Source organism: Nocardioides panacisoli (genome assembly GCF_019448235.1).
In the GTDB taxonomy this organism is placed as follows: Bacteria; Actinomycetota; Actinomycetes; order Propionibacteriales; family Nocardioidaceae; genus Nocardioides; species Nocardioides panacisoli_A.
Map to the genome: position 1 here is coordinate 675410 of NZ_CP080409.1, position 18197 is coordinate 693606.

17 protein-coding genes are annotated in these 18197 nt (G+C 72.0%); all 17 read left to right on the forward strand.

Annotated elements, in window-relative coordinates; all coding sequences use genetic code 11:
- Positions 1 to 41: 41 nt before the first annotated feature.
- The 17 genes from KUV85_RS03375 (at position 42) to lspA (ending at position 18196) form a co-directional block, all read left to right on the forward strand.
- Positions 42 to 1808, forward strand: a complete 1767-nt coding sequence (locus tag KUV85_RS03375; protein WP_219961810.1) for a peptidoglycan D,D-transpeptidase FtsI family protein — start codon at positions 42 to 44, stop codon at positions 1806 to 1808.
- Positions 1808 to 3331, forward strand: a complete 1524-nt coding sequence (locus KUV85_RS03380) for a UDP-N-acetylmuramoyl-L-alanyl-D-glutamate--2,6-diaminopimelate ligase (RefSeq protein ID WP_219961811.1) — start codon at positions 1808 to 1810, stop codon at positions 3329 to 3331. Before KUV85_RS03375 ends, KUV85_RS03380 begins: the two co-directional genes overlap by 1 nt.
- Entirely contained in the window at positions 3328 to 4713 is a 1386-nt protein-coding gene (locus tag KUV85_RS03385; RefSeq protein ID WP_219961812.1) for a UDP-N-acetylmuramoyl-tripeptide--D-alanyl-D-alanine ligase, read from the forward strand. Before KUV85_RS03380 ends, KUV85_RS03385 begins: the two co-directional genes overlap by 4 nt.
- A complete protein-coding gene (mraY, locus tag KUV85_RS03390; protein ID WP_219961813.1) occupies positions 4707 to 5819 on the forward strand; it encodes a phospho-N-acetylmuramoyl-pentapeptide-transferase in 1113 nt (370 codons plus the stop codon). Before KUV85_RS03385 ends, mraY begins: the two co-directional genes overlap by 7 nt.
- Positions 5816 to 7285, forward strand: coding sequence for a UDP-N-acetylmuramoyl-L-alanine--D-glutamate ligase (murD, locus tag KUV85_RS03395; protein WP_219961814.1), 1470 nt, complete (start codon positions 5816 to 5818; stop codon positions 7283 to 7285). Before mraY ends, murD begins: the two co-directional genes overlap by 4 nt.
- Positions 7286 to 7409: 124 nt before the next feature.
- Complete coding sequence (gene ftsW, locus KUV85_RS03400; RefSeq protein WP_219961815.1) at positions 7410 to 8582, forward strand: putative lipid II flippase FtsW; 1173 nt, start codon at positions 7410 to 7412, stop codon at positions 8580 to 8582.
- Positions 8583 to 8631: 49 nt separating this feature from the next.
- Complete coding sequence (murG, locus tag KUV85_RS03405; protein WP_219961816.1) at positions 8632 to 9732, forward strand: undecaprenyldiphospho-muramoylpentapeptide beta-N-acetylglucosaminyltransferase; 1101 nt, start codon at positions 8632 to 8634, stop codon at positions 9730 to 9732.
- On the forward strand, positions 9729 to 11147 hold the full coding sequence (gene murC, locus KUV85_RS03410; RefSeq protein ID WP_219961817.1) for a UDP-N-acetylmuramate--L-alanine ligase: 1419 nt from the start codon (positions 9729 to 9731) through the stop codon (positions 11145 to 11147). Before murG ends, murC begins: the two co-directional genes overlap by 4 nt.
- On the forward strand, positions 11140 to 11898 hold the full coding sequence (locus KUV85_RS03415) for a cell division protein FtsQ/DivIB (RefSeq protein ID WP_219961818.1): 759 nt from the start codon (positions 11140 to 11142) through the stop codon (positions 11896 to 11898). Before murC ends, KUV85_RS03415 begins: the two co-directional genes overlap by 8 nt.
- Before the next feature lie 254 nt (positions 11899 to 12152).
- Entirely contained in the window at positions 12153 to 13379 is a 1227-nt protein-coding gene (gene ftsZ, locus KUV85_RS03420; protein WP_219961819.1) for a cell division protein FtsZ, read from the forward strand.
- Positions 13380 to 13387: 8 nt separating this feature from the next.
- Positions 13388 to 14071 carry a peptidoglycan editing factor PgeF gene (gene pgeF / locus KUV85_RS03425; RefSeq protein ID WP_219961820.1) on the forward strand — a complete coding sequence of 228 codons (684 nt, stop codon included), beginning with the start codon at positions 13388 to 13390 and terminating at the stop codon, positions 14069 to 14071.
- Positions 14068 to 14766 carry a YggS family pyridoxal phosphate-dependent enzyme gene (locus KUV85_RS03430; RefSeq protein ID WP_219961821.1) on the forward strand — a complete coding sequence of 233 codons (699 nt, stop codon included), beginning with the start codon at positions 14068 to 14070 and terminating at the stop codon, positions 14764 to 14766. Before pgeF ends, KUV85_RS03430 begins: the two co-directional genes overlap by 4 nt.
- A 67-nt stretch (positions 14767 to 14833) precedes the next feature.
- On the forward strand, positions 14834 to 15316 hold the full coding sequence (locus KUV85_RS03435) for a cell division protein SepF (protein WP_237690192.1): 483 nt from the start codon (positions 14834 to 14836) through the stop codon (positions 15314 to 15316).
- An 84-nt stretch (positions 15317 to 15400) separates the two neighbouring features.
- The gene (locus tag KUV85_RS03440) at positions 15401 to 15694 is read left to right on the forward strand and encodes a YggT family protein (RefSeq protein ID WP_219961823.1); all 294 of its coding nucleotides are present in this window, start codon (positions 15401 to 15403) and stop codon (positions 15692 to 15694) included.
- Between the two features lie 112 nt (positions 15695 to 15806).
- Complete coding sequence (locus KUV85_RS03445) at positions 15807 to 16619, forward strand: DivIVA domain-containing protein (RefSeq protein WP_219961824.1); 813 nt, start codon at positions 15807 to 15809, stop codon at positions 16617 to 16619.
- A 186-nt stretch (positions 16620 to 16805) separates the two neighbouring features.
- Positions 16806 to 17636, forward strand: a complete 831-nt coding sequence (locus KUV85_RS03450) for a TraR/DksA family transcriptional regulator (RefSeq protein WP_219962847.1) — start codon at positions 16806 to 16808, stop codon at positions 17634 to 17636.
- A 38-nt stretch (positions 17637 to 17674) separates the two neighbouring features.
- A complete protein-coding gene (gene lspA / locus KUV85_RS03455) occupies positions 17675 to 18196 on the forward strand; it encodes a signal peptidase II (protein ID WP_219961825.1) in 522 nt (173 codons plus the stop codon).
- Position 18197 lies beyond the last annotated feature (1 nt).

Consider the following 18197-nt stretch of genomic DNA (forward strand, 5'->3'; position numbering starts at 1 on the left):
CCATCGACCGTGCTCGTCGCCGACGCAGTAGGAATGACCCCGTGACCCGCCCCCGCCTGCCGCGCCGCCGGCCCGTGGAGGCCCGCCTGCGCATCGGGTTCCTGGTGATCGCGATCGTGCTGTCGGTGTTCGCCGCGCGACTGGTGCAGCTCCAGGGACTCGACCCGGGGTCGTACGCCGAGATGGCGGCCGCCGAGGGCTCGGTGACCGTGACGCTCCCCGCGACGCGCGGTGAGATCCTCGACCGCAACGGCGTCGCGCTGGCCCACTCGATGGACGGCAAGATGATCGTCGCCGACCCGGCGCTGACGGCGGACCGCGCGCCGGAGCTCGCGACCTTCCTGTCGCAGCGGCTCGACATCGACTACTTCCGCACCCTGGAGCGGCTCCGGGTGGAGGACAGCAGGTTCCAGTACATCGCGCGGCAGATCCCCGCCAGCAAGGCAGAGGACGTCGTCGCCGACGCCGAGGACGCCGGCTTCTCGGGGCTGCTCACCGAGCACGACCCGCTGCGGACCTATCCCAACGGCCAGGTGGCCGCCAGCCTGGTCGGCTTCCTCGGTACGCCCGAGAACGACGGCACGGCACGGGCACTCGCGGGGCTGGAGGACTCCTTCGACGGCTTCCTGGCCGGCAAGGACGGCGAGGCCCGCTACCAGAAGGGCGCGGGCAACACGATCCCACTGGGTGACAACACGGTGAAGCCGGCGGTCGACGGCGAGGACCTGCAGACCACGCTGGACTCCGAGCTGCAGTGGTACGCCCAGCGGGTGCTGCAGCAGTCCATCGAGCAGTCCGGCGGGGTGTCGGGCCACGCGGTCGTGATGGACAGCCGCACCGGCGGGCTGCTGGCACTGGCCGACTACCCCAGTTACGACAACCGCACCGCGAAGAAGGCGGACGAGGGCCGCTACACGGCCGCGTCGCTCACCGACCCCTACGAGCCCGGCTCGGTGGAGAAGGTGCTGACCGCGGCCGCCCTCATCGACGCCGGCCACGCCTCGCGCAAGACCAAGATCGAGGTGCCCGGCGTCCTGCACCGCCAGGACCGCCCGATCCACGACTGGTGGGACCACGACGACCTCCGCCTGACGCTGGCCGGTGTCATCGCCAAGTCCTCCAACATCGGCACCGTGCTCGCCTCGGACCAGTTCGCGGACGGCGAGCTGCGTCGCTACCTCAGCGCCTTCGGCCTGGGGGAGTCCACCGGGGTGGGCCTGCACGGCGAGACGCGCGGCATCCTGCCCGGCGGATCCGCCTGGACCTCGCAGGTGGGGGACCGCGTCGCCTTCGGCCAGTCGCTGGCCGTCAACGCCGTGCAGATGACGGCGGCGGTCAACACGATCGCCAACGGCGGCGTCCGGGTGGATCCCAGCCTCGTCCAGGGCTCGGCCACGCTGGACAACGGCAACCGGATCGGGACCGACCTGGCCCAGAGCCGTCGCGTCGTGAGCCCGCAGGCGGCCAAGCAGACCATGCAGATGATGGAGCAGGTCGTCGTGCCCGACGTCGGGGTGGCCCCCGGCGCCCGGGTTCCCGGCTACCGGGTCGCGGGTAAGACCGGCACCGCGCAGCGCGTCGACCCCGAGTGCGGGTGCTACGACGGCAGCACCAGCGTGTCCTTCGCAGGCTTCGCCCCGGCCGACGATCCGCGCTTCACCATCTATGTCGTGGTCCACGAACCCAAGAGCGGAGGTGGAGGTTCTGTGGGTGGTCCGGCATTCTCGAAGCTGATGAGTTACACGTTGCGCCGTTACGGAGTTCCGCCCACCGGGTCGGAGACGCCCACGATCAAGACCGAGTGGTGATGGCCGGGGAGGAGACGGCACCCCGCGGGGGTGCCGCATCAGCCACGCGTCCCCGGGACACGCCACCGGTCCGGCTCACCGACCTGGCGGCCCGGGTCGGGTCCACCGCGTCCGGCGAGGCGGACGTCACCGGCATCACGCTGGACTCGCGCCGCGTCCAGCCCGGCGACCTCTACGCCGCCCTGCCCGGCAGCACCGTGCACGGGGCCCAGTTCGTCCCGCAGGCGCGGGACGCGGGCGCGGTGGCGGTGGTGACCGACGAGGTCGGTGCCGCCCACGTGCCGCCCGAGCTGCCGGTCGTGGTGGTGGCATCGCCCCGTGCCGTGCTCGGCGCCCTGGCCGCCGGCGTCTACGACGAGCCGGCGCGCTCGATGGCGATGGTCGGCGTCACCGGTACCCAGGGCAAGACCACCATCACCCGGCTGCTCGAGTCGGGCATGGAGCTGGCCGGGGTCGCCTCGGCGGTGGTCGGCACGGTCGGCACCCGCGTGTGCGGCGAGGACCTGGCGACGGCGCTCACGACACCGGAGGCGCCCGACCTCCACGGCCTGTTCGGACTGATGCGCGAGCGCGAGGTGCGCTGCTGCGCCATCGAGGTCTCCAGCCACGCCCTGGTGCTGGGACGGGTGGACGGCGTGCGCTTCGACGTCGCCGTGTTCACCAACCTCGGGCGGGACCACCTGGACTTCCACGCCGACGTCGAGGACTACTACCGCGCCAAGGCCGAGCTGTTCACGCCCGAGCGTGCGCGCCTCGGGCTGGTCGACATCGACGACGCCCACGGGCGCCGGCTGGTCGAGGAGGCACGGATCCCGATCCGCACGCTGTCGGCGCGCGGCAGCGACGCGGACTGGACCGCGACCGACCTGCACCTCGGGCCCGACGGATCCCGGTTCACGCTGCACGGACCCGGTGTCGGGCCACTCCCGGTGACGGTCGCGCTGCCCGGCGACTTCAACGTCGCCAACGCCCTCGCGGCCATCGCCGCCGCCACCGAGGCCGGGTTCGACGCGGCCGAGGTGGCGGCCGGTATCGCCGCGACCGGCGGCGTGCCCGGACGGCTGGAACGCGTCGACACCGACACCGACTACACCGTCGTCGTCGACTACGCCCACAAGCCGGATGCGGTGGCAGCGGTCCTGCACACCCTGCGCCCGGTGACCGACGGCCGGCTGATCCTGGTGATCGGCGCCGGTGGGGACCGCGACCGCGGCAAGCGGCCGCTGATGGGCGAGATCGCGGCCGCCTCGGCCGACGTACTCATCGTCACCGACGACAACCCCCGCAGCGAGGACCCGGCCGCGATCCGGGCCGAGATCCTCGCCGGTGCGGCCGGTGGCCGTGCCGAGGTGCGTGAGGTCGGCGGGCGGCGCGAGGCCATCGGGTCCGCACTGGACCTCGCCGGACCGGGCGACGTGGTGCTGGTCGCGGGCAAGGGTCACGAGACGGGCCAGGAGGTCGCCGGGGTGGTCCATCCCTTCGACGACCGTGCCGTGGTGCGGGAACTGGTGGCGGGCCGATGATCCCGCTGCGCCTGGACGAGATCGCCGCGATCGTGGGGGGCGAGGTCCACGGCGACCCCGCGACGTTGGTCACCGGCGCGGCGTACGTCGACACCCGGGAGGCCGTGGCCGGCGGCCTCTTCGTCGCGATCGCGGGTGAGCACGTGGACGGCCACGAGTTCACCGACGGGGCGCACGCGGTGCTGGGTTCCCGTCCGACCTCGGCGCCCACAGTGGTCGTGGACGACCAGGTGGCCGCTCTGGGTCGGCTGGCCCGGGAGGTAGTGGGTCGGATCGACGCCCGCGTGCTCGCGTTGACCGGGTCGCAGGGCAAGACCGGCACGAAGGACTACCTCGCCGCGGTGCTGCGCGCCCTGGTCGGCGCGGACCGTGTCGTGGCCACCGCCGCCAACCACAACAACGAGATCGGCGTGCCCCTGACGGTCCTGGCCGCCGATGCCGGCACCACCCACCTCGTGGTCGAGATGGGGGCGCGGGGACGCGGCCACATCGCCTACCTGTGCGAGATCGCGCCGCCGGACGTCGCGGCGGTGCTCAACATCGGCAGCGCCCACGTGGGCGAGTTCGGCAGCCGCGAGGCGATCGCGGAGGCCAAGGGCGAGATCGTCGCGGCGCTGGGCGCCGGGGGCACCGCGGTCCTCAACGCCGACGACCCGCTCACGCTGGCCCAGCGGGACCGCAGCACGGCCGGCGCGCTCACCTTCGGCAGCCGGGGCGACGTCGCGTGGCGCGAGCTCCGGCTCGACGACCTCGGTCGCCCCGCCTTCGAGATCGGGTACGACGGCCACTGGTTCCCGGTGCAGCTGCGCCAGACCGGTGCCCACCAGGTCGCCAACGCCGCGGCGGCCGCCGCCTTCGCGGTGGCTGCCGGGGAGTCCCTCGAGGCGGTCGCGCACGCGCTGTCCGAGGTCGAGTCCGCGTCCCGGTGGCGCATGGAGGTGACCGAGCGACCCGACGGCCTGGTGGTCATCAACGACGCCTACAACGCCAACCCCGAGTCGATGCGCGCCGCGCTGGAGGCACTGGTCGCGGTCGGTGCGAGGCGGGGGCGACGCACCGTCGCGGTGCTGGGGGAGATGCGTGAGCTCGGCGCCGAGCACGAGAGCGGTCACCGGGCGGTCGGAGCAGCCGCGGTGGAGCTGGGGGTCGACGTGGTGCTCGCCGTCGGCGCCGGGGGCGCCGGCATCGTGGCGGGGTTCCGGGAGGCCCGTGGCGACACCACGGCCGTCGAGGTCGCGGGCACTGACGACGCGCTGGAGTGGTTGCGGCACAATGCCGGGGCCGGCGACGTGGTGTTGGTGAAGGCATCGCGCGGGGTCGCGCTCGAACGCGTCGCCGACGGGCTGGTCGACGACACGGGAGAAGGGACGGCGCAGTGCTAGCGATCCTGTTCGGTGGGGGACTGGCGCTGCTGGTGTCCCTGCTCGGCACCCGGGTGGCGATCAACCTCTTCACCCGGCTGGGCTACGGCCAGGAGATCCGGGAGGACGGTCCGACCACCCACCACACCAAGCGGGGGACGCCCACGATGGGGGGCGTGGTGGTCATCATCGCCACCCTGATCGGCTACCTCGGGGCGAAGGTCCTCGACTCGATCCGGCTCGGCGACGTCGCGCTGCCCTCCGCCTCGGCCTGGCTGCTCCTGCTGGCGTTCGTCGGCATGGGGCTCGTCGGGTTCCTCGACGACTTCATCAAGGTCTTCAAGCAGCGCAACCTGGGCCTGCGCAGCAAGGCGAAGATGATCGGCCAGACGGTCATCGCCGTCACCTTCGGTGCGCTCGCCCTCTCGCCCTGGCTGGAGGACGAGAACGGTCGCCGGCCGGCCTCGGAGAAGGTGTCCTTCCTGCGCGAGATCGACTGGCTGGCGCTGCCGACCGTCCTCGCCGTCGTGCTGGTCTGGTTCTTCCTCACCGGCTTCAGCAACGCCGTCAACATCACTGACGGGCTCGACGGCCTCGCCGCGGGTGCGAGCGTGCTGGTGTTCGGTGCCTACACGCTCCTCAACATCTTCCAGAACCAGAACTTCTGCCAGAGCGACCCGAGCCCCGCCTGCTACAACGTGCGCGACCCCCTGGACCTCGCGATCATCGCCGCCGCGATCGGTGGCGCACTGATCGGCTTCTTGTGGTGGAACGCCTCGCCGGCCCAGATCTTCATGGGCGACACCGGTTCGCTCGCCCTCGGCGGTGCGCTGGCGGCGCTGGCGGTGCTCACCCGCACCGAGCTGCTGCTGGTGATCCTCGGTGGCCTGTTCGTGCTGGTCACGATGTCGGTGATGGTCCAGGTCACCTGCTTCAAGGTGACCAAGCGGTTCACCGGCGTCGGTCGACGGGTCTTCCGGATGACCCCCATCCACCACCACTTCGAGATGCTCGGCTGGGAGCAGGTCACGATCGTGATCCGGTTCTGGATCATCTGCGGCCTCTTCGTCGCCGTCGGCATCGGGCTGTTCTACGCCGACTGGGTCGCGCTCGGGGGAGCGGGATGAGTGCCCTCGACGCCACGACGCTGGGCCGCCACGACCGGTGGGACGGCGTCGACGCGACCGTGGCCGGCTTCGGGGCGAGCGGGTACGCCGCGACCGACAACCTCGGTTTCCTGGGAGCGACGGTGACGGCGCTCGCGGAGTCGGCCACCGAGGCGCAGCAGGAGCAGGCCGACCTCATGCGCACCCTCGGCGCGCGGGTCGAGATCGGTCCGGGAGCCACCGAGGTGCTGCCCGACCCGTGCGACGTCCTGGTCGTCTCACCCGGGTTCCGGCCGGACTCGCCGCTGGTCCGCCAGGCCGAGGAGCGCGGCGTACCGATCTGGAGCGAGCCCGAGCTCGCCTGGCGACTGCGTGACACCGAGCGCCCGGCCCCGTGGCTGGCGGTCACCGGCACCAACGGCAAGACCACCACCGTGCAGATGCTGGAGTCGATCCTGCGCGCCGCCGGCCTGCGGACGGTCGCCGCCGGCAACGTCGGCCTGCCGCTGACCGAGGCCGTGATGGACCCGGCGGCGTACGACGTCCTCGCGGTCGAGCTCTCCAGCTTCCAGCTGCACTTCGCCGACACCCTGGCCGCGGAGTCGGCAGCGGTGCTGAACCTCGCCGAGGACCACGTCGACTGGCACGGCTCCTTCGACGCCTATGCCGCCGACAAGGGCCGCATCTACGAGCAGGTCTGGAACGCGTGCGTCTACAACGCGATGGACCACCGCACCGAGGAACTCGTGCGCGAGGCCGACGTCGTGGAGGGCGCCCGGGCCGTCGGCTTCACCCTCGAGGTGCCACAGGTCGGCATGCTGGGCGTGGTGGAGGACATCCTGGTCGACCGCGCCTTCGTCGAGGAGCGCGCCACGAGCGCCGCCGAGCTGTGCACGATCGCCGACCTGGCCTCGCCCGCTCCCCACTTCGTGCAGAACGCGCTCGCGGCGGCGGCCCTCGCGCGTGCCCACGGCATCAGCCAGTCCGCGGTCCGGGAGGGGCTGCGTGCGTTCCGACCCGACGGTCACCGCATCGAGCTGGTGGCCAGCGGGGACGGCATCGACTGGATCGACGACTCCAAGGCGACCAACCCGCACGCGGCCGCCGCCTCCCTGGCGGCGTACGAGCAGGTGGTGTGGGTCGCCGGGGGGCTCGCCAAGGGTGCGCGGTTCGAGGAGTTGGTCCAGCGGGCCCGTCAGAGCCTGCGTGCGGTGGTCCTGATCGGCCGCGACCGGGCCGTGATCGCCGAGGCGCTGGAGCGACACGCACCCGATGTCCCGGTGATCGAGGTCGACGCCGGGGAGACTGGCACGGTCGACGGTGCCGGCCTGATGGCGCGTGTCGTCGGGGCAGCGGCCGAGGTCGCCCGGACGGGCGACACCGTGCTGTTGGCCCCGGGATGCGCATCCATGGACCAGTTCGCCGACTACAAGGCCCGGGGCGACGCGTTCGCAGCGGCGGTCCGGGCGGCCATCGCACGGCAGTGAGGGACGCCCACCGGGCCCCTGAGGACGAGGAGGGGACGCCATCACCATCGCGAACCCCGAGTCGGCACGCCGTCGCTGGCGCCTCCCGACCCCGCCCGCTCGCCGCACCGACGGGCCGGCCTGGTTGGCTGCGGCACGCGCCGCCCTCGACCGGCCGCTGACGACCTACTACCTGCTGCTGGGCGCCACCGCTCTGCTGCTCACCATCGGGCTGATCATGGTGCTCAGCGCCTCCAGCGTGTGGTCCTACACCCAGTTCGACGACTCCTACGTCACCGTGCGCCGTCAGCTGATGTGGGTGGCTCTGGCGATCCCGTGTGCCTGGGTGGCGTCACGGCTCCCGATCCGCACCATCCGGCGCCTGGCCTATCCCGCGTTCGCGTTCTCGCTGGTGCTGCTGGCGTTCACCGCGGTGATGGGCGTGGCGGTCTCGGGCAACACCAACTGGCTCCAGCTCGGGCCGGTCCGCATCCAGGCCTCCGAGATCGCCAAGCTGTCGCTGGTGATCTGGGCGGCCCACATCTACGCCAACAAGGAGCGACGCCTGCACCGGCTGCACCACGTCGTGGTGCCCGTGGTGCCCGGCATGCTCCTGGCGACCGGCCTGGTCGTCGCCGGCCGCGACCTCGGCACGGCCCTGGTCTTCCTCGGCATCCTCGCGGGCATGCTCTGGGTCGTCGGGGCGCCCGCCCGGTTCTTCGTGGTCTGCCTCGGAGCAGCCGGAGCAGCCGCCGGCGCCCTCGCCATCACCAACACCGAGCGGATGGCGCGCATCACCACCGTGCTCGACCCGTTCGCCGACTACCACGGCACCGGCTGGCAGCCCGCCCACGGCCTCTACGCCCTGGCCAGTGGCGGCATCTTCGGAGAGGGCATCGGCGCCAGCCGTCAGAAGTGGGGCCAGCTGCCCGAGGCCCACACCGACTTCATCTTCGCCGTGCTCGGTGAGGAGCTCGGGCTGGCCGGCACCCTGCTGGTCATCGGACTCTTCCTCGTCATCGCCTACGGCACGCTCCGCGTCGCCCGGCAGACCGAGGACTCCTTCGTCCGCTTCGCCTGCTTCGGCGTGGCCATCTGGCTGGTCGGCCAGATGATGATCAACGTCGGCATGGTGCTCGCGCTGCTGCCGGTCATCGGCATCCCGCTTCCCCTCGTCTCCTACGGTGGTTCCAGCCTGGTGCCGACGCTGGTCGGTCTGGGCATGGTGATCGGTTTCGCGCGCCGCGAGCCGGCCGCGGCCCGGGCACTGGCCCAGCGCCGGCGTACGCGCCCGGCGGGGCTGTCGGCCCGACGGTGAGGCCCGGCCGGTCGACGGTGTCGGTGCGAGAAGGAGTGGAGACCAGAGGATGAGAGTGCTGTTGGCCGGCGGGGGCACGGCGGGCCACACGTCGCCGCTGCTCGCGACCGCGGATGCGCTGCAGCGACTCGAGCCCGAGGTGGCCATCACCTGCCTGGGCACCCCGCGTGGCCTGGAGAACCGCGTGGTGCCCGAGGCCGGCTACCCGTTGGAGCTGGTGCCGCCGGTGCCGCTCCCGCGTCGGCCGAGCGGCGACCTGGCCAAGGTCCCGGCCCGGCTGCGTCGCGCGGTCAAGGAGACCCTGGCCATCGTGGACCGGGTGCGGCCGGACGTGATCGTGGGCTACGGCGGCTACGTCTCGATGCCTGCCTACCTCGCCGCCCGCCGGCGACGGCTGCCGCTGGTGGTCCACGAGCAGAACGCGCTGCCCGGCATCGCCAACAAGTTCGGTGCCCGGGTCGCGACGCGGGTGGCGGTGAGCTTTCCGGACACGCCGCTGCCGCGCGCGGAGTACGTCGGCCTGCCGGTGCGCCGGATGATCGCCACCCTCGACCGTGCCGCGCTGCGTGCGGAGGCACGAGCAGCGTTCGACCTGGACCCCGACCTGCCGACCCTGGTCGTGACCGGGGGATCGCAGGGCGCGCGGCGGCTGAACCAGGCACTGGTGGGTGCGTCCGCCGCGCTCGGGTCGGCCGGCATCCAGGTGCTCCACGTCGCCGGGCCGAAGGGCACCAGCGACCCGTCCTGGCGTGACCCCGTCGACGCCGGCGTCCCCTACCGCGTCCTGCCCTACGTCGAGCGCATGGACCTCGCCCTGGCCGCCGCCGACCTGATGGTGTGCCGGGCCGGGGCGTCGAGCGTGGTCGAGGCCGCCTCGACCGGCGTGCCGGCGATCTTCGTGCCGCTGCCGATCGGCAACGGCGAGCAGGCCCTCAACGCGCGCCCGGTGGTGGCGGCCGGCGGCGCACTGTCGTGCGAGGACGCCGACTTCACCGCCGACTACGTGGCGGCCACCGTGCCCGAACTGCTCGGCGACCCCGACCGCATCGCGGCCATGGGCCGGGCGGCGGCCGACCTCGTGCCCAGTGACGCCGACGAACGGCTGGCCGCGATCACGCTCGACGCCGGTCGCGGGGGAGGCCGGGCATGAGGATCCCCGTTCCGGACGAGGTGCTGGCGGCCGCCGACCTCGGACGGGTGCACTTCGTGGGCATCGGCGGTGCCGGGCTCTCCGCGATCGCCCGCATCATGGCGCTGCGTGGGGTCGCGGTGTCGGGCAGCGACGACAACGAGACACCGTTCCTGGACTCGCTGCGCGAGCTCGGGGTGACCTGCCACCACGGTTACGCGGCCTCCCACCTCGGCGACGCCGACACCGTGGTGGTCACCACCGCTGCGCGGGAGGACAACCCCGAGGTGGTGGAGGCGATGCGCCGCGGGCTGCGGATGCTGCCGCGCTCGGCCGGCCTCGCCGCGGTGATGGCCGACCAGCGGGTCCTGGCCGTCGCGGGCACCCATGGGAAGACGACCACCACCTCGCTGCTGACGGTCGCGCTCCAGGCGGCCGACGCCTCGCCGTCCTACGCCGTGGGCGGCGTCCTGTCCGCCACCGGCCGCAACGCCGACGCCGGCGACTCCGACCTGTTCGTGGCCGAGGCCGACGAGAGCGACGGCGCCTTCCTGGTCTACGACACCCACGCGGCCATCGTGCTCAACGTCGAGGCCGACCACCTCGACGTCTGGGGCACCGAGGAGGCCTACGCCACCGCCTTCGAGGAGTTCGTGGACGGCATCGACCCCGCCGGGTTCTGCGTCCTCGGGGTCGACGACCCGGGTGCGGCGCGACTGGCACGCCACCACCGCGAGCGCGGCGGCCGGGTCGTCACGATCGGGCTGGACCCCACCGCGGACCTCCGGGCCGTCGACCTGCGCACCGTCGGCACCGGCACGACCTTCGACGTCCACCGCGACGGCCGACTGGTCGGCACGGTGGCCCTGCAGATCCCCGGGCGCCACTACGTCGTGGACGCGCTGGCAGCGCTGGCCATGGGGCTCGAGCTGGGCCTGCCCTTCGCCGACCTGGCAGCCGGTCTGGGGTCCTTCGCCGGCACGCGGCGGCGGATGGAGCACATCGGCGAGGCCGGCGGGATCCGTGTCCTCGACAGCTACGCCCACCACCCGAGCGAGATCGCCGGCGACGTCGACGCCGCCCGGGCCCTCGCCGGTGACGGACGCGTCGTCGTGTGCTTCCAGCCGCACCTGGTCTCACGCACGCGGCGCCTCGGCGCCGAGATGGCCACCGCCCTCGGCGCGGCCGACGAGGTCGTGGTGATGGACGTCTACGTGGCCCGTGAGGACGCCGATCCCGCGGTGACGGGAGCACTGGTGGCCGAGGCGGTGCCGCTGCCGGCCGACCGGATCGCCTACGTCCCCGGTCGGACCGACGTCCTCGCCGAGCTCGTGTCCCGCGCTCGACCGGGCGACGTGGTGCTGATGCTGGGTGCTGGCGACATCACCGACCTCGCACCGCTGCTGGTCGATCACCTGGGGACACGTGGTGCGTGAGGCCGGGAGCGACCAGCAGCGCAACCGCAAGCGCTTCGCCCGCCGCCAGTGGGCCCGTCGCTGGCTGACGTGGCGCTACCTGCTGGCCGCGCTGGCGCTGGTCGGCCTGCTCGGCTTCGGCGCCTATGCCGTCTTCTTCTCCGCCTGGCTGCGGGTCGCCGACGTGGAGGTGCTGGGGGAGGAGCAGCTCACCCGCGACCCGATCCTGCAGGCCGCCGCCGTGCCGACCGGTGAGCAGCTCGCACTGGTCGACCTGGATGCGATCGCCGTGCGTGTGCGGTCGCTGGCGACGGTCGAGACCGTCGAGGTCACGCGTCGGTGGCCCGACGGCGTACGCATCGAGGTCGTGGAGCGGACGCCGATCGCGGTGATCGCCCGCGGCGCGGGCGGCTACACCCAGCTCGACGACGAGGGTGTCACGTTCGGGCGCGTGGACGACGTCCCCGAGGACCTGCCGCGGATCCGCACCGGTCCCGGCGCGGACCGGGCCGCGATCAGCGAGGCCGCAGCGGTCGTCAGCGCCCTGGACCCGGCCGTGAGCGAGCTCGTCGACGACGTCGAGGTCGCCACCGTCGACCGGATCCGGCTGCGCCTGAGTGATGACCGCGAGGTCCGCTGGGGGAGTGCCGATGCCTCCGAGGAGAAGGCGCGCGTGCTGCTGGCCTTCCTCAACGCCGAGGAGGCCGGCGACGCCGAACCGGCCCGTGTCTACGACGTGAGCGTGCCCGGCCGCCCGACGACCCGCGGCTGATCGCGGCGGCCGCGCCGGCGTTCGTCGCGGGCGCGCGAGCACGCCCGGGGAGAACCCGTCGGACGAACTCGGCGCGCCGTCGGCGTGTTGCCGCACAACGGCTCTCCGGCATGCCTACTGTCATGGGCAGGACGAGGTTGACATAACTATAACCCTCAGGCTGAGGGTCAGGGTTGGAAGTCGACACCGCCGCTTCCCCGCCCGGTACAACCGCCAACCGCACACACGTACGAGCAACGAGAGGTGAAGCCGCCGTGGCTGCACAGAACTACTTGGCCATCATCAAGGTCGTGGGCATCGGTGGCGGTGGCGTCAACGCCGTCAACCGGATGATCGAGGTCGGACTCAAGGGCGTCGAGTTCATCGCGATCAACACCGACGCCCAGGCGCTGCTCATGAGCGACGCCGACGTCAAGCTGGACATCGGGCGGGAGCTGACCCGCGGCCTCGGTGCCGGTGCCAACCCGGAGGTCGGCGCGAAGGCCGCCGAGGACCACGCCGAGGAGATCGAGGAGGTCCTCAAGGGGGCCGACATGGTCTTCGTCACCGCTGGTGAGGGCGGCGGCACGGGCACCGGCGGCGCTCCGGTCGTCGCCCGGATCGCCCGCAGCCTCGGTGCGCTCACCATCGGTGTCGTGACCCGACCGTTCCAGTTCGAGGGACGTCGGCGCGCCTCGTCGGCCGAGGAGGGCATCGCCACCCTCCGCGACGAGGTCGACACCCTCATCGTCATCCCCAACGACCGGCTGCTCTCGATCAGCGACCGCAACGTCTCGGTCATGGACGCGTTCCGGCAGGCCGACCAGGTCCTGCTGCAGGGCGTCTCCGGCATTACCGACCTCATCACCACGCCCGGCCTGATCAACCTCGACTTCGCCGACGTGAAGTCGGTCATGTCCAACGCCGGCTCCGCGTTGATGGGCATCGGGTCGGCGCGCGGTGAGCAGCGATCGGTGGAGGCCGCCGAGATGGCGGTGTCCAGCCCGCTGCTGGAGGCCAGTGTCGACGGTGCGCACGGCGTCCTGCTCTCCATCGCGGGAGGGTCGGACCTGGGCCTGTTCGAGATCAACGAGGCGGCTGCCCTCGTCTCCGAGGCGGTCCACCCCGAGGCCAACATCATCTTCGGTGCGACCATCGACGACGCGTTGGGTGACGAGGTGCGCATCACGGTGATCGCGGCCGGCTTCGACGGCGGACAGCCCAAGAAGCGCGAGGAGGGCACCGCGCTGCGGCGCGGTGAGTCCCGCCCGCAGCAGTCCCAGGAGGACACCCGGGCTGCCGTGGCCGCCGTGGCGACCCGACGAGCCGAGGAGCGCGACGCAGCACCCGCCGAGCAGGCGACGCCCGAGCCGGCCCCGGCGAGGGCTGAGCGCGACGAGCAGCCCGCCGCCGAGCAGGCGCCGGCCCAGCAGTCGACCCAGTCGGCCAAGCCGATGGAGTTCGACGACGACGAGCTCGACGTCCCGGACTTCCTCAAGTAGGGCTGCGATTGTTCGCCTTCCGTGACTCCTGCGATCTCGGCCCGGGCCACCGGGTCGAGGTCGCCGTCACCGACGCCTCGATGGACCTCCGCGAGGACGGTCCGGGCCTGGGTGCTGCGATCGCCGCGGTCGCTGCCGAGACGGGCGTCACCCTCGCCCGGTTGCACCAGGTCCACGGCGACGACGTACTGACCCTCGAGCAGGCGCCCAGCGACGAGGTCCCCACCGCTGACGGCGCCGTGACCGGTCTCGACGGCGTCGGGTTGATGATCCGGGTCGCCGACTGCGTGCCCGTGCTGCTCGGCGATCCCGACCGGCACCTCATCGGCGCCGTGCACGCCGGGCGTCGAGGCATGTCGGCCGGCATCGTCGAGCGCGCCGTCCACCGCCTCCGCGCGATGGGGGCGGCGGACCTCCGTGCCTGGGTGGGTCCTCACGTCTGCGGCGGTTGCTACGAGGTGCCCGAGGAGATGCGACGCGAGGTGTCCGCAGTGGTGCCCGCCGCCCACGCCGAGACGACGTGGGGCACGCCGTCGCTCGACCTCGGTGCGGGCGTCCGGTCCCAGCTCGACGCTCTCGGCGTCGCGGTCCGGGTGGTGCCGGGATGCACCCGGGAGGACGCGCGCTGGCACTCCCACCGTCGCGACGGAGCGGCCGCGGGTCGTATGGCAGCGTTGGTGTGGCAGTCATGACGCGCCACGACGAGATCGCCGCCGGCCTCGCCACGGTCCGGCACCGCATCGCCACGGCGGCGAGCGACGCCGGCCGTGACCCCGACGAGGTCTGCCTCGTCGTGGTCACCAAGTACTTCCCGGCCTCCGACGTGCGCGTGCTCGCCGACCTGGGGGTCACCGACGTCGGGGAGAACCGGCACCAGGAAGCGGAGGCGAAGCACGCCGAGTGCGCCGACCTCGACCTGCGGTGGCACTACGTGGGCGGCCTGCAGAGCAACAAGGCGGCCGCGGTGGCGCGCTACGCCGACGCGGTCCACTCGGTGGACCGGCCCAAGCTGGTCGGCAAGCTCGCCACCGGAGCCGCCGAGCGCAGCGAGCCGGTCGACGTACTCCTCCAGGTCAGCCTCGACCCGCCCGACCGCGAGGGCCGGGCCGGTGCGGATCCCGAGGACGTCCCCGTGCTGGCCGACCGGGTGGCGGCCACGGACGGCCTGCGCCTGCGTGGCCTGATGGCGGTCGCCCCGCTCGACGAGGACCCCCGGCAGGCCTTCGCCCGACTGGCGACGGTGCGCGCGGACTTCCTCGCCCACCACCCCGAAGCTTCCTGGCTCTCGGCCGGGATGAGCGGCGATCTGGAGCATGCGATCGCCGTCGGCGCGACACACGTTCGCGTCGGGAGCGCGGTCCTCGGTTCGAGGCCCTCGGTCCAGTAATGTCACGAACATCAACCCCGCCCGACAGGGCTCCCTGCCGGGCAGAGAGCAAGCGGAGGCAAGTGTCATGAGCGGCGCGATGCGCAGGATCGGTGAATACCTCGGCCTGCTCGAGGACACCGGGTACGACGACTACGAACTCACCGGCACCGAGGAGCGGTCCGCCTCGCGGCCCGTGCGCTCCGTGCCGGCGGCGACGGCCCCGCCGGCCCCGGTGGCCGACCTCAGCGAGCGGCGTCGCCCCCAGCCGCAGCCCGGCACGGTGGCGGAGCTGTCGCGGATCACCACGCTGCACCCCCGCACCTACAACGAGGCCCGGGCGGTCGGTGAGCACTACCGCGAGGGCACGCCGGTGATCATGAACCTCTCGGAGATGGACGACGCCGACGCCAAGCGCTTGGTCGACTTCGCCGCGGGGCTCATCTTCGCCACGCACGGCAGCATCGAGCGGGTCACCAACAAGGTGTTCCTCCTCTCGCCCCACAACGTCTCGGTCACGGCCGAGGACAAGGAGCGGATCGCCGAGGGCGGTTTCTTCAACCAGAGTTGACCCGAGCGTGGGTCGCTCGGTCCGCGGTTGGGCTGCACCGATAGGCTCGGGCGCGCCCTGTTGTCGTAGAGCTAGGAACCATCAGTGACGGTCATCGGCCAGATCCTGTACGGGGTCCTGTTCCTCTTCATGGGCCTGCTGTGGATCCGGTTCCTGTTCGACTGGGTCCAGGTCTTCGCGCGGTCGTGGACGCCCACCGGGGTGCTGCTGGTCGCGCTGGAGTTCGTCTACACCATCACCGATCCGCCGATCCGCCTCTTCCGCCGGTTCATCCCGCCGCTGCGGTTGGGCAACGTCGCGCTGGACCTCAGCTTCATCCTGGTGCTGATCCTGGTCTACATCGCGATGAGCGTGGTCCGCCAGACGATGGTGGTGTGACTGGTGTGAAAGAAGATCATCGTGCAGATGCGCCGCGGCGAGGTCGAGTCGAGCCGCCCGAGGCGCTACTGTCAGTCGGAAAGAACGTCGAGGACAACAGATAGGTGAGATCATGCCGTTGACGCCTGAGGACGTGAGCAACAAGCGCTTCACACCAGTGCGGTTGCGCGAGGGCTACGACATGGGAGAGGTCGACCAGTTCCTCGACGAGGTGGAGGCCGAGCTGGCCCGCCTGACCACCGAGAACGACGAGCTGCGCACCAAGCTCTCCGCAGCCCAGGCCGGGGACCCCGAGGCCACCGCCGCCATCCCGACCACTCCGCCGGTCGTGGAGAAGCAGCCCGAGCCGGAGCCCGAGCCGGAGCCGGAGCCCACCCCGGTCGTGCAGGCGCCGGAGCCGGTGCCCGCGCCCACCAAGGCGCCTGACGAGCCGATCGGCGAGGTCTCCGGCGGTGTCGAGACCATCAAGGTGGAGACCGTGCCGGAGGCCTCGAACGCCGCCGCGCGGCTGCTCGAGATCGCCACCCGCAACGCCGACGAGCTCGTCGAGGACGCCAAGAACGAGGCCGACAAGATCCTCGGCGAGGCGCGCACCAAGGCCGAGCGTCGCGAGCAGGAGTCCAAGGGCAAGGCCGACCGCATGGAGTCCGACGCCCGTACCCGCGCCGAGATGCTCGACAGCGAGACCGCGGAGCGGCGTACGCAGCTCTTCAGCGAGCTCGAGACCGAGCGCGACAAGCTCAGCGTGGAGGTCGAGAACCTCCGGTCGTTCGAGCGCGAGTACCGCGCCCGCCTCAAGAGCTACTTCCACCAGCAGCTCGAGGCGCTCGACGCCCCCGGCGAGACGGCGGCGCCCAGCGACGCAGAACTCCGTGGTGACGCGCCCAAGCGGCTCCGTTCCACCGACGGCAACCAGGGGCAGTAGGCCCCACGCCGATCACCGCGACGAGCGCGGCTACCTCACCGAGGTGGCCGCGCTCGTCGCGTTCGGGGGTGCCACCACGGAATCGGACGGTGTGGCTGCTTGGTGAGGAACATCTCACCGGTTACTCTTCCCCGTCAGCCGTGACGAGCCCGTCACGGCCAGTGCCACTCGGAGGAGGCAGCGGCGATGGCCCGCAGTAGCAAGAAGTCATTGGCCGGCAAGGCGGCATCCGCCGCCCGCCGTGTGGTCGGATCCCGTTCCGAGAAGACCTCGGCTGCGAAGAAGACGTCGGCGAAGAAGGCGCCCGCGAAGAAGGCACCCGCGAAGAAGGCACCGGCCAAGAAGGCACCGGCCAAGAAGGCACCGGCCAAGAAGGCACCGGCCAAGAAGGCACCGGCCAAGAAGGCACCCGCGAAGAAGGCACCGGCCAAGAAGGCACCCGCGAAGAAGGCACCGGCCAAGAAGGCACCCGCGAAGAAGGCACCCGCGAAGAAGGCACCGGCCAAGAAGGCACCCGCGAAGAAGGCACCCGCGAAGAAGGCACCCACGAAGAAGGCACCCGCCAAGAAGGCGCCCGCGCGCAAGCCGCCCGCGGCGAAACGGACTGCCAAGAAGGCTGCCCCCAGCGCCCTGGTCGTCCGTGAGGGCGAGAGCAAGTGGTCCAAGAGCGAGTTGGCCGACGTGCTCGCGCAGCTGAACGAGCAGCGTGCCCACTCGCTGGAGATCATGGACGGGCAGCAGACCGAGCTCTCCGCCATGCTCCACGACTCCGGTGACGGCGCGGGGCAGGACCAGGCCGACGTGGGCGCGACGAGCTTCGAGCGCGACCACGAGATCACGGTGCTCAACACCGAACGCGACAAGCTCGCGCAGATCGACCGGGCCCTGGCCCGCATCGACGACGGCACCTACGGCATGTGTGAGCGGTGCGGCAATGCCATCGGCAAGATGCGGTTGATGGCCTTCCCCCGTGCCACACTGTGCATGACATGCAAGCAGCGCGAGGAGCGGCGGTAGACCACGCAGACGGCGACCCCCGACGGGGGAAGCGCGCGGTGGCCCACCTCCCGACGTGGCTGCTGTTCGCCTCCCTCGCGTCGTTCTGGTACGCCGTCGACCAGGTCTCCAAGCAGCTGGCCGTCACCCACCTCACGGGACGGCCCGACGTGTCCGTCATCGGGGACGTCCTCCAGCTGCACCTGACCCGCAATCCCGGGGCGGCGTTCAGCCTCGGTCCGGACTTCACCATCGGGATCAGCATCCTCGCGCTCGTCGCCTCGCTGGTGGTGCTGTGGCTCAGCCGCCAGCTGGAGGACCGCGTGTGGGCGATCGCGCTCGGGTTCCTCCTCGCCGGCATCCTCGGCAACTTCACCGACCGGTTGCTGCAGGATCCGGGCCCGTTCCGCGGCGAGGTCATCGACTTCCTCATGCTGCCGAACTGGCCGGTCTTCAACGTCGCCGACATCTGCATCAACATCGGCGTCGGCCTGGTACTGCTCCAGTCCCTGCGGGCGATCGGCCTGGACGGGCAGAAGCAGCAGGACGACGACGGCGCCGTCGTCGACGAGGGGGAGTGAC